This window comes from uncultured Maribacter sp., from assembly GCF_963977385.1.
In the GTDB taxonomy this organism is placed as follows: domain Bacteria; phylum Bacteroidota; class Bacteroidia; order Flavobacteriales; family Flavobacteriaceae; genus Maribacter.
Genome location: NZ_CAXBOU010000020.1, coordinates 92,842 through 107,095 on the forward strand (window position 1 = coordinate 92,842; position 14,254 = coordinate 107,095).

Annotated in this window: 8 protein-coding genes and 1 pseudogene; 4 read left to right on the forward strand and 5 right to left on the reverse strand. The window is 35.4% G+C overall.

From position 1 onward, the window contains the following. Positions 1-16: 16 nt before the first annotated feature. Positions 17-3,523, reverse strand: a complete 3,507-nt coding sequence (locus tag AAC084_RS18280) for a hypothetical protein (protein ID WP_339841701.1) — start codon at positions 3,521-3,523, stop codon at positions 17-19. Positions 3,524-3,687: 164 nt separating this feature from the next. On the opposite strand from AAC084_RS18280, the gene AAC084_RS18285 reads away from it, so the two are divergent. Beyond that, positions 3,688-4,164, forward strand: a complete 477-nt coding sequence (locus AAC084_RS18285; RefSeq protein WP_339841702.1) for a nucleoside deaminase — start codon at positions 3,688-3,690, stop codon at positions 4,162-4,164. A gap of 949 nt (positions 4,165-5,113) precedes the next feature. Here AAC084_RS18285 and AAC084_RS18290 read toward each other — a convergent pair. The 4 genes from AAC084_RS18290 to ssb all read right to left on the reverse strand — a co-directional run bounded on the left by AAC084_RS18290 (position 5,114) and on the right by ssb (position 6,937). Further along, complete coding sequence (locus AAC084_RS18290; RefSeq protein WP_339841703.1) at positions 5,114-5,494, reverse strand: BfmA/BtgA family mobilization protein; 381 nt, start codon at positions 5,492-5,494, stop codon at positions 5,114-5,116. A gap of 429 nt (positions 5,495-5,923) precedes the next feature. After that, positions 5,924-6,121 (reverse strand): hypothetical protein, encoded by a 198-nt coding sequence (locus AAC084_RS18295; RefSeq protein ID WP_079512720.1) that lies wholly within the window; start codon positions 6,119-6,121, stop codon positions 5,924-5,926. Between the two features lie 11 nt (positions 6,122-6,132). After that, complete coding sequence (locus AAC084_RS18300; protein ID WP_339724704.1) at positions 6,133-6,513, reverse strand: DUF6876 family protein; 381 nt, start codon at positions 6,511-6,513, stop codon at positions 6,133-6,135. 82 nt (positions 6,514-6,595) lie between these two features. Next, positions 6,596-6,937, reverse strand: a complete 342-nt coding sequence (ssb, locus tag AAC084_RS18305; protein ID WP_339841704.1) for a single-stranded DNA-binding protein — start codon at positions 6,935-6,937, stop codon at positions 6,596-6,598. Between the two features lie 1,968 nt (positions 6,938-8,905). On the opposite strand from ssb, the gene AAC084_RS18310 reads away from it, so the two are divergent. The 3 genes and pseudogenes from AAC084_RS18310 to AAC084_RS18320 form a co-directional block, all read left to right on the forward strand. Further along, positions 8,906-9,343: a hypothetical protein gene (locus AAC084_RS18310; protein ID WP_339841707.1), complete on the forward strand. Its 438-nt coding sequence runs from the start codon at positions 8,906-8,908 to the stop codon at positions 9,341-9,343. Between the two features lie 210 nt (positions 9,344-9,553). Beyond that, positions 9,554-13,954, forward strand: coding sequence for a CusA/CzcA family heavy metal efflux RND transporter (locus AAC084_RS18315; protein WP_339841710.1), 4,401 nt, complete (start codon positions 9,554-9,556; stop codon positions 13,952-13,954). A gap of 32 nt (positions 13,955-13,986) precedes the next feature. Continuing rightward, positions 13,987-14,254: pseudogene (locus AAC084_RS18320) on the forward strand (efflux RND transporter periplasmic adaptor subunit); the annotation flags it as partial.

A 14,254-nucleotide genomic window follows, 5' to 3' on the forward strand; every position in this document is an offset into this window, starting at 1 on the left:
AATTTTTATTTTTTAATTAAAATGAAAAGCCAAGTGTGAAAACTACACGACCACCATCTACACTACTAAAATAACCTAAATTAGTAGTAAATGCTTCTGCACCAATAAGCCACAATGACCCACCTACAGAATTATGCCATTTTTTTGAAGTTTCATTTGCAGTCCAAACCCTACCGTAATCAAAGCTTCCAGTAAAGCCAAATCTAAATGGAACCAGGCTAGTTCTTACCCCACCCAAAGGAAATCTAAGGTCTGTATTTTGATAAAAGGATTGTTTTCCTGTAAACCGCTCATTTCTAAAACCTCTTAGGCTTGTATTACCTCCAATGGTAGCTGCATGATAAAATTCAAAATCGTCTCCAATTAAAATTTCTCCTCCTAATTTTGTAGCAAAAACAACACTACCACTTTTGGTCAGTTTATGGTCAATGGCCAATTGTGGTTGTAGATAAGCAAAACTATTCTCGGCATCGGAATTATCAATATTAGTCTTATAACCAATAGTCAAACCAGCATCTAAACCTAAAGTAGGAAAAGCTGCGCTGTTTTTATTTCTAAAATTATAAGCTGCTTCTACACCTCCATAGGTTTGTCTATCAAAAAAAGTACTATTAATAGGTAACTGCGTTATAAAACGCCCTTGGGTATCTTCAACACTAAAGGATTCTAACAATGGCTTAAAATAAAACGAACCACCGCTAATCCCTTCCCATTTAAATGCTATTGCGGCTTTGAATTTTCGAATTCTAACTCGATTAAAATCTAAATCTTCCTCATCTTTATCATATAGAGTCTCATTTCCAAAGCCAAAAAAGTTTTCAGAGAAATTAGGACTAGTGTACAAACCTTCTACACCAAAATTCCAGTTGTGAAATATGTTTGAAAATTCACCCTTATAAGACATATCAAAACCCGAAGTACTTGTATAAAAAGCAGCATTAATACTATGCTTATAAGTAAATGGATTACGTTGTAAACTATAAGAAGTATGATTACTGATTACTCCTATTTGTAGTCCGTCATCTGGGTTTACTGCTATTAAAGGTAGTAATTGATTAAAATTATGCTTCACCTTTTTATGGTCGTAATTATTTAATTCATAGTCATTCACCAACCATTTTCTAGAGCGCTTATTTACTATTGTATTTTCTTTGCCCTTATAATCGTAGAGTTTTACTTTTTGGGTATTCTTAAAATCGTATGTATCATGTTTTTGTCCACCAACAATTTTAATTTTAATAGGATGGTCTCCATTGCCTTCTACCACAAAAGTATCTTTCCCGTCTAATCCAAAAAGCCATATTTCCTTGGTAATATCACTTGAAAATGTGTGATCTAGAAGACCCAAATCTTTTCGGTCAATTTTTATAGTCGTTTTTCCGTCAGGCAATCTTGTAATGGTAAAATCATCCGCTTTTTGTGTACCAGTAACCACCTGAAATTTGTTTAGATATAGATAGTATGCTTTGGCTATTTCTTTAAGATTATCTCGTCTACCCTGTAACTTCACTTTAATATCATCTATGGTAGCTCCTTTTATTTCCTCAGGAATTGCTTCAAAGGCATTTGCAATATCATCGTTTGAAAGTTCGGTTTGAATATGGTCAGCTTGCTTCTCCCACTCTTCCCAACCAGAAGCATGTATTAACGTCAAATCTAAATGATATGGAGATGAAGCAAACCATTTTACACTTCTAAGATCTTCACCATACGTTTGCATTTTTCGCAAACCAGGTATTACCCTGGTTAAGAAACTAATTAAAGCTCCATCATATTTAGAAAATGCCTGATCACGATCTCTAGGTATAGGACTGCAATACTCAGTACCATCATCATTCTTATAAAGCGCCCAACGCCATTGGTCTTCATGGCGGTCCCAGTCCCCCAAAAGCATATCGAAGAGCCTAGCTCTTATATATGAAGGTTCGTCTACCACCGATTTACCCGTTTTGTTTATCTCCTGCAATACATCAGCGGTGCTTAATATCGCTTGAGGTTTACCAAAACTTTTTGAATCAATCTGCGTGTCTCCAACATGTTCTTCAATCATATACAACTCATCACCAAACTCATCATTATAAACACCAAGCACCTTTTGCTTCGGAATATAATATAACACAGGATTGGTATGGTTAACACCCACTGCATCAGAAAGACCTCCTATAGCAAAGGGAGTATAGGGGTTCGCCGTAGTGTAAAAATCTGCTAAGAATTTATCTACCGTAGTCCCATCTAAAACTTCACCAATATAGCTTTCTTGAAAAGCATTAGCCTGTAAGAATTTAATGGTACTCTTTTTTAAGGCACGCATAACATATTGCTTGCCTTCTTTATCTACTAAACGAAGCGATTTTGATTGTTGCCCACCCCCACGTTTTAAAGGCACCAAACCTCCCATTAAGGTATCTAATAACGCAACAGGTGCGTTTACTTCTTTACCATAAAACTCTCGATAATGATTGCCCCACATAGTTTTGTAAAAACCACTTTTTGTAACAGCTTCCTTTGTATAAATGGAAGCTTTTTTAGCAACGGAAAAGTCCTCTTTGAAAGTATAATCTATTGTTCGCTCACTATCTCCTTTTAGAACTGTAGTCTTAAAAACTTCTTCAAAAACACCTTTTTTTAATGCTTGATAATTGGCAGTTACTTCACCATCTACAGCAATATCTAAGCGCACATACCCATTTTCAGCTAATGAAAAATCTCCTTCATTTCCATTTTTTACTGGTTCTAATTTTCCTGCCGCGCCACTAATAATTTGCGGAACACTTCCATCTATGAATTGAAGGTTTTTGCCCTGCCCCGATAAGAAAATTACATTCTCTGAACCTCTTGAAATTGTTCTTAATCTATTCCTAAGCTTTCTATACTGCTTATTTTGTATGTCTTGATTAGAAAATCCGCCAATATTTCTAATAAACCCTTGCTTACTATTGTTGAATAATGGGTGATACATGGCCACAAGTATAATTTTACCTTGTGCCTTTTTTACCTGATTTTCAAATTCTAAAAAAAATAAGTTTCTATTTTGAATTTCAGATTCTTCGTTGATATAGATATGATCATCCCAATCTTCTAAAAACCATTGAGAATCTACAGTAATTAATACTACGTTCTCACCTATTTCACGTGATTTGATAGGTTCAGCATCATTCGGATAGAATTTCGCTTCACTATTGCTTTGAATATAATCTTCTATTTCCTTTACACCTTTGTGCCCATTAATCCATTCATTTTTACCAGGAATAAATAGAACATCCTCTGATCCTTTTAATACTTGTAGTTGCGATTTTAGGGTAGACTTGAATTCATTTTCAGAAACTGAATTCCCTAATACTATTATAGAGGATTTTGTCTTTCCTCCTGCTTCGGATACTATCCCCTTTAATACATTTGAATCTTTGAGATCAGCAGTATTGCCAGTGATAAAAATTGACACTTCGGTTTGCTGGGCGAATACTACACTCGAGACAAAAAATAAAAAAATAACTAATTGATAATTTAATTTTAATATTTTCAAAATTGGTTGATTTTAACAAATAGTCGTGATCAAATTCATATACTTTCAATTTTTTTAACATAACTATAATAATGGAAACTTTTCAATCAAATTAAAATCAAACTAAAGCCGCACATAAAAAAGCGTAATTTGCAGCCCTCTTTAATCAATTTGAAGTAAATAATATGAAAGATAATCACGAGTTTTTTATGCGAAGAGCCATTGAAATGGCAGCTAAAGGAATGAACTCAAATGCAGGCGGACCTTTTGGCGCCGTAGTTGTAAAAGATGGGAAAATCATTGCGGAAGGCCATAATAAGGTAACCTCTATTAATGATCCTACGGCACATGCCGAAATGGTAGTAATCAGAGATGCATGTAAAAAGCTGAACACTTTTCAACTTACAGACTGTATCATATATACTTCTTGTGAACCTTGCCCTATGTGTTTTGGTGCTATTTACTGGGCTAGACCCAAAGCTGTTTATTTCGGATGCGGAAAGGCAGATGCTAAAGCTATAGATTTTGATGACCAATTCATTTATAATGAATTAGAGGTTGGTATGCAAGATAGACAAATACATTTCAAACAAATGTTACAAGATGAAGCTGTAGAGGTCTTCAACAACTGGGCTTCTAAAAACGACAAAACAAAATATTAGAAAACCCTGAACTTACAGTCAGCCGTAGCTTTCATTAATAAAGAGTTTATTCAGGGAAGAAAAATACTTGACCGGTAAACTATGAACGGACAATGTCATTGAATATTCATAAAACAAAAAAACCATGTAAATCATAAGATTTACATGGTTTTTGTCGGGGTGGCAGAACTAACCCTCCACACCTCAATACCTTTATTATCAAATAATTACAGGTTTTTTAAAATATCAGGTAACCGAATAGGTAACTTTTGCCTCGAAATCATTCGTATAACTAAAGGTACTTTAATAAATGGATACAAAACATAACAATCTATATTATTTATTCCTCAACCGATAAGATTCAGTTTATTGGTCTTGAATATTATAAAAGTAAATTATAGGACAAAGAATTTATTTATAAAACATGAATCTCCTCGTAGATAAATAGAAATGGATATTTTAATTATTAAAACTATTTAATTAAAATTGTCCATTTCCAGCTATTAAATAAAGCCATGCGATATTTTATAATTCCAATAGTCATGCTCAAAATGACTACAACTTAAATTAACGCTAGGGTAATTGAAAAAAGGTAATTAAAGACATGGAAATTGTGCCATTCATTCCGAAAACAAAAAGGGGTTTTGCGCCAACGATTCCGTTGTGCAAAATTGTCATTTCCATTCTCTATAATCTCAAAGCGGGGTTCGATGTCATTAGTTGCCGGTAAAGGCATTTTTTTTAGAGGTATACCTGACCTGATAATTGGCCTGTTACCACTATAGGAAATGGTGCAAAACCGATATATCGAAGGACTATTGGGTCTACTACATGAACACCACCAAATATTACGAATTTTTTTCGAAATCATTAAAAAACCGACCCTAAATAGCCTGCAAAATCCGCTGAACCCTGACTATAAGTGCCGCCTAATTTTTGAGGTGTTATTGTGATGTACATAGCTTAAAAATTAGAGTTCGTTCTTTAAGTTTCGCTTTTCGCGAAAGCGTACTTCTTTCTTTTCTTCCGCATATTTCTTTTCCACAATCAGCGGTTTTTTTTCTGGCTCTTCTGTTTCAAATAGTGATTGAATCATAGCCACCGTAGGTTTGGTTTGTGTCTTTTCCACATCTCGCATTATGGCAATAACCGCATTGATTCTTTTAAGTAATTTAGCTTCGATGGTTCGCCCCGTCGGACCCAATTTTTCCTTTGGCGAGATTTCATTGTAGAAGAAAAAATCGAGCATCGTGGACATTGCCTCGGTGTGCGATTTGAAGTAAGTGCGTGAGAAAGTCTGGAAACGTTTTGCAGTTTCCTTTTTAAATCTAATTCCAATAAATGAGTCCATATTTCGCCGATTTGTCGCAAAATCTTCCCTAAAAATGGGCATTTACAGCCCGTTTGTCGCAAATCTCTGATTGTCAGGAAATTAAAATATATTCAAATCGCTGATAATCAGATATTTGAAAACGAAAAGGAATACTTAACATCGCGCAGCGTGTTACCCTCTTGCTACTCCTTTTCATTCGCCACAAGCGAATAAAAATTTCGTACAACCTGGCTAAAAAGCCAATTGCCATTTCAAGGAAATGAATTTCCGATATGTTATTTTTCGATGTGTACGGTTATCGGCGAAAGTCGAAAAGTGGATAACCCTACTTAAAATTGAATGCTGTACATCAGCAAACTAAAGATACAATTTTTTTCTTGATATGATCTTGATTAAAAGCAAAACACCCCTGAATTTTCAGAGGTGTCAATTTAATTATTTCAAAATTTAAGGGTTAAAAATAAAAGTGTAAGAATATAAATTTCGTATTGCTTCTTCCTCAACCATAGTTTCAAAACAGGTGTGATTTTCTTTTATATATTTTCGAAGACTATCGCCAAATTTTCGTTCAACGTCTTTTTTAGAATTTTCTAAAAGTCGGTTTTGCGCCTCTTCGCTCAGGTCTGTAAAATTGAGATATACCATAGCTGTAGATTTTAATATTCGCTAGGTAACATCAACGTATCATTTACAAAAAATAACCGCAGTTCATCGAGTGGAAAATCGGTTACCCTATACCTTTGCTTTTCCAAAATAGTATCATTACCGTCGCTGTAAATTATTTCCGCTTCGTATCCTTCAAAATCCGGTTTTTCTTTATGTAGCCTTTTGAAGTCTATCGTTATAAACTCGCTTCGGTTCATCAGACCTTTTGCGATTACGGAAGTGTCTGTTATAAGCCAAAAACATTCAGCTGCTTCCGCCAAATATTTTAACCCGTCCGTAAAACGGGTTTTTAATAATGGTATTTGATAGAACATTTCCGTTCCATGAAAATGTTGTAACCCTTCTTTGATTTCGTTAACTTGTGCTTTCATTGTTTTCTACTTAAAAGGTTAATAATGAGAATTGAAAAAAGGGCGTTTAATTTCGGGAACGCCCTTTGCTTTTTAAATAGTACTAGTCGTTTTTACTTCCAAGTAAAAGGATTTCGTTCGCTTCGATTTCGGTTACATATCGTTTGATACCCTCTTTATCATCATAGCTTCGAGATTTCAATTTCCCTGTAACACCAACTTCTTTGCCTTTTACCACATATTTTTCAATAATTTCGGCAGTCTTGCCCCAAGCTACAACAGTATGCCAATTGGTTTCCGTTTGCTTTTCGCCTTTAGCGTCTTTGTAATACTCGTTTGTTGCGATTGAAAAACGGGCTACTTTTTTACCGCTTTCAAGGTTCGTAATAATTGGTTCTTGCCCAACGTTTCCAATTAACTGTACATGATTTTTTAAAGTACTCATAGTAATAGATTTAAAGATTAATTAAAATGCTACCCGAACCATTCAGATAGTTTGTTTTTATTTTTTTTGAAGTGATTTACTTATTATATCTAGAGCGTTTTCCTTTTTTGTTTTTGTTGGTGCCGCTTCCTTTTTGATGTTTTTGTAAGATTTCATAAGATTTATTTTAGATTTACTTCCCATAGTGCCGTCGCTGTTACCTTTTTTTGTTGCTGATACATTTTCAATATTTGGAATTGATAAGGACTTATAAAAAAGAGCGAGGTACGAGCCTGGTTTATGCAGTCCGTTCAACTTCTAAATGTTGGTATTTTGCTGGCATAAAAAGGGAATAACAGCGATGGTAAGGATGAAGGTCTAAAGGTTTTTGTGAAGTACAACAACATAGGAAGCGGTACCAAATGATTAAATGGAATTCCCATTTGGCGGACTTCGTTCACGATTTTGGCTTAGGAATGAAGTGTTCCTTTCCAGCATAGCGGAAGGGGTTAACGCAATGGAAAGCTGAAATTGGGGGTGGTGTCCAAGACTTATGTAGTGAAGCTCTTTTACCGAAATGTAGGGGAATGTGCTGAGCGTTTTATGAAAGTGGACTTATCTTTTCAGTTGGATTTAGAGCGGAATAGTTATATTTGTTTTCATCAGAACTTATTATAAAGCTTACACAAAGATAACGTTATGAACTTCAATATTTTAAACAAGAAAATTTAGTGATAAATTGTGCAAAGGCAAGATAAATCCAAGCGGACGATTTTTCTTCGTTCATTTGGGTTTATGCGCGGTTCCGAGGGGGTTGAAAATTCGGAGCCGGAAAGACGACCGAAAACGGGGGGCGAAGGTCGTCCGTTCGGTCAGGATTGGAGGCGGAAGATTTTCAACTTCCGCAGGCATATGCCCCCCAATTCAATAATAGCAGTATTTACAATCAAAAGTTGAAAATACGCATAAAGTCTTATTAGGTGTCAATTTGCCTGAAATAAAATTAGTTTTATTCTATAGAGACTTTTCAAAAGAACTTATTTTGTTTCAATTTTATTAACACTTCTATTTACTATTTTCCTTATTAACCTCTACAAGATTGGATATAGTAATATTTATATTTTCTAAGTGCAATTTGTTTTTAAAACTATATTTAAACTTTCATTTTTTTAAAAGAACAGAATAGAAAACGTTAATCAGTCCCAAAGGGGTTATATGTGCCGTTCCCTTACACCTAATTTTGGTGAACAAATTTTAAACGTACTTGTGAGTTTGTCTGAATTATATTGTTTAACCTCTAGTCCAATCATTTTGTGCGACCATCTTCAGAAACAGTACCGATTATTAAGAACTGCTTATAGCACTTTGTGATATAGAAATATACTTGTCAATTTGTTCCGCTGTTATCAAAAAATGAAACGTTGCCCACTCTCACCAAACATCATACTTTGTTTGCGGTTTAAATTCAGTGATATCACTCAATATCCAGTTTACCTTGGTCGAATTGTTCCCAAGTCGCCTTTTTACTTTTTCTATAGCACTCGCAGAGATATCAAGCAGGTAGTTCATAAGTTTACTATCACCACTACCTAAATCAATAATTTTTACAGAACTTTTCAATTTAAAAGATTGTATCAAATAAGGTCTTGTTTTTTACGTAAACGGCCCCCTAATGGTTTTTATATCTTCTTTATTTTTTTTGATACTTATAAAAATTATACTACGTAAAATTAGGTCGACAATAGTAAAATCATCCTTATTTTCAACATTGTAAGCACTTTAAACAAGGTGTAAAGTGTGAATTAATTCTATTTTATTCTCAAATATATCACCTTACTTTATATCATACAGCAGATTTATTTTTGCCAACGCTAAAAAAACCAACACCTTAAAAAAATAAAAGAGCTGTTTTTTGCCTTTGCGCGTAGAAAAAGCTAACAATCAGAAAACAAAACAAAAACCAATTATAAATTATTACATTTGTAACTAATGCATAAAGCAAATAAAATATCTGCGTTTTTCTTCTTAGGCTTATTTAGCCTAATGCTGCTGCATCAGGTTTTTCCTCATTTGCACCATCAGCACGAAGAATCTCATTCGCACACAGATATTGCTGATTCTGGCGAGCATCATCATAACGATAATGATGCCAAAGAAAAAGAGGAAATTCCTTCTGGGTTCTTTGATTTCTTTATGGATGTGCACACGCACTCTTCATTTTCAAGTGAAATTGTAGTTCTAAAAAAGAACACTATTGAGCAACAAACCATTGTTGACAATGATGTTGCGAAGACCTCTTTAGATATTCAAAAATATTTTTTTATTGGTTACAGGCAAAATAGTAAACCGCCTACATATCAACTATCTCATTCATATCTTAATCGGTATCTCTCATCTCTCGTCACACGAGGTCCACCTACCTGTTAATTTCTATTTAGCTTAATAAAATTAGGCAGATACATTCATAGTATCTGCAAATTTATTATGCTTTGGTAATAGCAAGCTTCGCTTTAATTACCATTTTACCATATTTATTTTTTAAGAATTAATCATTGGTTTTGTACAACTCAAATCCATAGATAACCTGTATGGTATTTTCATTTTTATTATTTACGACTTAAAAATATTTTAAACAAAATGTTAGACAAAATCATCGCATTTTCGATAAACAATAAACTTGTTATCGGATTATTTACGCTGGCTCTAATTGGATGGGGCGCATATTCGCTAACACAGCTTCCCATTGATGCAGTTCCAGACATAACAGACAATCAAGTTATGGTTATAACCATATCCCCAACTTTAGCGGCACAAGAAGTAGAACAATTAGTTACGTTTCCCGTAGAACAAACAATGGTTAGTATTCCTGGCATTAAGGATATGCGTTCCTTTTCTCGATTCGGGCTTTCTATAGTAACTATTGTTTTTGAGGAAAGTGTAGACTTATATTGGGCAAGGCAACAAGTTCAAGAGCGATTAACGCTGGCTGCCAAAGATATTCCTGAAGGAATCGGAAAACCTGAAATGGGACCCGTAACTACAGGGTTGGGTGAAATTTATCAATATGTAATTCATACCGAAAAAGGATACGAAGATAAATATGATGCCACCGAATTAAGAACTATACAGGATTGGATTATCAAAAGACAACTATTAGGAACACCTGGTGTTGCAGAAGTGAGTGGTTTTGGGGGTTTGGTCAAACAATATGAAATTGCCATAGACCCAGATAAACTTCAAAGTATGAATGTTACTATTGAAGATATTTTTACCGCTCTGGAAAAAAACAATCAAAACACGGGTGGCGCTTATATAGATAAGGGTCCTAATGCCTATTTTATTCGGAGCGAGGGTCTGGTTAACAATTTACAAGAATTGGAGAAAATAGCTGTTAAAGTAAATAACGGCACACCAGTACTTGTAAGGGATGTTGCCAAAGTACAATTTGGTCACGGTGTGCGCTATGGAGCGGCTACTCGAAATGGTGAGGGCGAAGTTGTTACAGGAATTGTAATGATGCTAAAGGGAGCAAACTCTTCCGCAGTTATCAATGATGTAAAAGCTAAAATTGAACAGATTAAAGAAACTTTACCCGAGGGCGTAACCATTGAGCCTTATCTGGATAGGAAAGGTTTGGTGGACCGTGCTATAGGGACTGTAACCACAAATCTTACGGAAGGTGCATTGATAGTAATTTTTGTATTAATCCTCTTTCTTGGAAATTTAAGAGGTGGATTGATAGTGGCATCGGTCATTCCGCTCTCAATGCTTTTTGCAATCGCAATGATGAACCTCTTTGGGGTTTCCGGAAACCTAATGAGTTTGGGCGCCATAGATTTTGGTCTTATTGTAGATGGGGCTGTAATTGTTGTTGAATCTGTAATGTTTGGGATTCATACCAGTAAAAAGAAATACGCAGGCGTTGAAAAGCTAACATCTAAACAAATGGATACCGAGGTAAGGCACTCTGCGGGAAAAATGATGAATTCCGCTGCCTTTGGACAAATCATTATATTAATTGTTTACGTGCCTATTTTAGCTTTGAGCGGGGTTGCAGGAAAAATGTTTCATCCAATGGCGCAAACGGTAATGTTCGCTATTCTTGGAGCATTAATTTTATCACTTACCTACGTTCCAATGATGTCTGCCCTTGCACTGGGTCGCAAGACGGAACATAAACGGAATTTTTCTGATAAAATGATGGATTTCTTTCAGCGGATGTACCAACCTATTTTAGAAGCTGCTTTGCGTGCAAAACTTTTGGTTCTGGGATTGGCAGTAGGTTTATTTGTCATTACGCTAATCGTTTTTGCAAATATGGGTGGTGAGTTTATTCCGCAATTGGACGAAGGAGATTTTGCGGTTGAAACCCGAGTCCCTGTTGGAAGTTCCATCGACCAGATGATTGATGTTTCTCAAAAGGCGCAGACCATATTATTAAATGAATATCCAGATGAAGTGAAGCAAGTCGTAAACAAGATTGGTTCAGGGGAAATTCCAACAGACCCGATGCCCATTGAAGCAGGAGATATGATGGTTATTTTAAGTCCAAAATCCGGATGGACAAAAGCTGGCGGAAGAGAAGAACTGGCAGCAGAGATGAAAGAATCCCTGTCAATAATCCCTAACGCTACTTTTAGTTTTCAACAACCCATACAAATGCGTTTCAACGAACTTTTGACTGGTGCAAAACAGGATGTTGTCATCAAAATTTATGGCGAAGACCTCAATATACTTTCAGATTTGGCTGGTAATGTTGGGAGTAAAATAAAATCGGTAGAAGGTGTTGAAGATTTGTATGTTGAAGAAGTGACTGGATTACCACAGATTAATATACAAATGAACCGCGATAAGATTTCTCAATATGGAATGAACATCGAGGATATAAATAATACTATCGAAACTGCATTTGCGGGTACTTCGGCAGGACTTGTTTATGAAGGAGAACGTAGATTTGACCTTGTTGTGAGACTGGACAAAGATTTCCGAACCGATATTACCGATGTTCAGAATCTGTATGTTAGTACACCACAGGGAAATCAAATTCCATTAAGTCAGGTAGCGAACATTTCATTTGAACCGGGACCTGTACAAATTCAACGTGACAATGCAAAGCGTCGAATTATTGTTGGCTTCAACGTGCGTGACAGGGATGTGCAAAGTATTATTGAGGACATTAAGCAAATTATGAATTCGAAGGTTGATATGCCAGCAGGTTATTATGTAACCTATGGCGGTCAATTTCAGAACTTGCAAGAGGCTAATCAACGCTTAATTATTGCTTTACCAATAGCCTTGTTGTTGATTTTAGTGTTGTTGTATTTTACTTTCGGTTCAATGAAACAAAGTTTGCTCATTTTTACGGCAATCCCTTTATCAGCGATAGGCGGTGTTTTTGCACTAATCATAAGAGATTTACCTTTTAGTATTTCAGCAGGAATTGGATTTATTGCATTATTTGGTGTGGCTGTTTTAAATGGTATTGTACTGGTGGCAGAATTCAACAGGCTTGATAAAGAAGGCGTAACCGATATTTATGAACGCGTCATTAAAGGAACTCGTGTGAGATTGAGACCTGTGTTAATGACAGCTACCGTAGCTGCTTTAGGTTTTTTACCTATGGCATTGTCAAATTCATCAGGTGCAGAGGTACAGCGACCATTGGCAACTGTGGTGATAGGAGGTTTGATTACGGCGACTGCATTAACGCTAATTGTATTGCCAGTCTTGTATATCTATTTTACTGAAGGGAAATTTAAATTCAATTTTAGAATTAAGAAAATAGCCACTACTTTAATCGTTATTGGTGGTCTATTCTTTCCGGTAATACAACTTCAAGCACAAGAAACAAGTATGGTGCAAGAACGTAAAATTACATTGCAGCAGGCTATTGAAATGGCACTTCAGAACAATAACCGCATTAAAATCGCTCAATATGAAATCGAGGTTGAAGAAAAAGGAAAATACGGTGCTCTAACTATTCCCAGAACAGAATTTACATATTCAAGTGGCGAATTTAATACGCCCACGGTAAAGGATAATCTTTATGGAGTTACACAGCGCATTAATTTTCCAACAGTTTATACCAGTCAGTTCAAACTCGCAAAAGCAAGAGTTAGTAGCAGTGAACAACTAAAGGTTATAGAAGAAAATGACCTGATTGCGGATGTAAAAACAACCTATTACAGATATGTGTTTTTAATGCAGAATAAACAATTGTTGCAGCGTCAAGATAGTCTATATGGCAATCTCAACCGTTCAAGTTCGATGCGTTATGAATCTGGCGAATCCACAAAATTGGAAAGTGTAACCTCGGCAACTCAATCGATGCAAATAAAAAACAAGCTTCAACAAAACGAAGCTGATATGAGAATCGCCAAAAAGCAACTTCAGGTAGTTTTAAATACAAACGATGACATTGGTATTACAGATAGTGAAATGGTTCGCCGTGAGATAGATTTAAATATTGAAAACCAATCTGTAGAGCAAAGCCCATTTTACGTTTATTTAAAACAACAGTTGGAAGTAAGGAAACGAGAAACCAATGTGGAAAGGAACAGGGTATTGCCAGATATTATGTTCGGTTATAATAGCCAAACATTTATTGGGGCTCAAAATAGCGGTATAGCAAACCAAAATTTTAGGGATGATGACCGATTTTCCTACTTTCAAGTAGGGGTTGCAATTCCAATTTTTCCTGGTGGACATCGAGCCAAAATTCAAACGTCCAAAATCGAAGAGGATATTGCTCAATCTCAAATTGAGTTGAACCAAACCCAATTGCAAGGGGAACTGCAAAAATTATTGCAAGAATATTACAAACTTCAAGGTACTTTAGATTACTATCAAAATGAAGCCCTGCCACAAGTGGAACTTATCATTGATAATTCAGAAAAGAGCTTTAAAAGCGGTGATGTTTCCTATACGCAATACTTGCAAAACCTCACTTTGGCTAATAGTATTCAAACGGAGTTTCTAAACACACTATATCAATATAACCAGTCCATCATAGTAATCGAAGCCTTATTGGGTTTATAAAAACTATTGATTTCAAATTAAAATATAAAAAGATGAAAATTCAATTCAATACAAAAATTTCACTGCTCATTTTATCCACCTTATTGATGGTGGCTTGTGGTGATACCGATTCTGGAAAATCGGAATCTTCCGAAGAAAGTTCGATGAAAGAAGAACAACCAGTTGCAACTGGAACTAAACAAATCACTTTTACCAAAGACCAATACAATCTCGCCGAAATTGAAACCGGTGCGATTGAAATGAGAAATTTAAGTAATATCATAAAACTAAATGGGGTAATTGACGTAGAGCCTAAAAGTA

What these genes read in the sequence shown, in the direction of transcription:
- AAC084_RS18290 (WP_339841703.1), bottom strand. Translation starts at nt 5,494, where the DNA reads ATGGACTCATTTATTGGAATTAGATTTAAAAAGGAAACTGCAAAACGT.
- AAC084_RS18310 (WP_339841707.1), top strand. Translation starts at nt 8,906, where the DNA reads ATGCATAAAGCAAATAAAATATCTGCGTTTTTCTTCTTAGGCTTATTT.
- ssb (WP_339841704.1), bottom strand. Translation starts at nt 6,937, where the DNA reads ATGAGTACTTTAAAAAATCATGTACAGTTAATTGGAAACGTTGGGCAA.
- AAC084_RS18300 (WP_339724704.1), bottom strand. Translation starts at nt 6,513, where the DNA reads ATGAAAGCACAAGTTAACGAAATCAAAGAAGGGTTACAACATTTTCAT.
- AAC084_RS18295 (WP_079512720.1), bottom strand. Translation starts at nt 6,121, where the DNA reads ATGGTATATCTCAATTTTACAGACCTGAGCGAAGAGGCGCAAAACCGA.
- AAC084_RS18285 (WP_339841702.1), top strand. Translation starts at nt 3,688, where the DNA reads ATGAAAGATAATCACGAGTTTTTTATGCGAAGAGCCATTGAAATGGCA.
- AAC084_RS18315 (WP_339841710.1), top strand. Translation starts at nt 9,554, where the DNA reads ATGTTAGACAAAATCATCGCATTTTCGATAAACAATAAACTTGTTATC.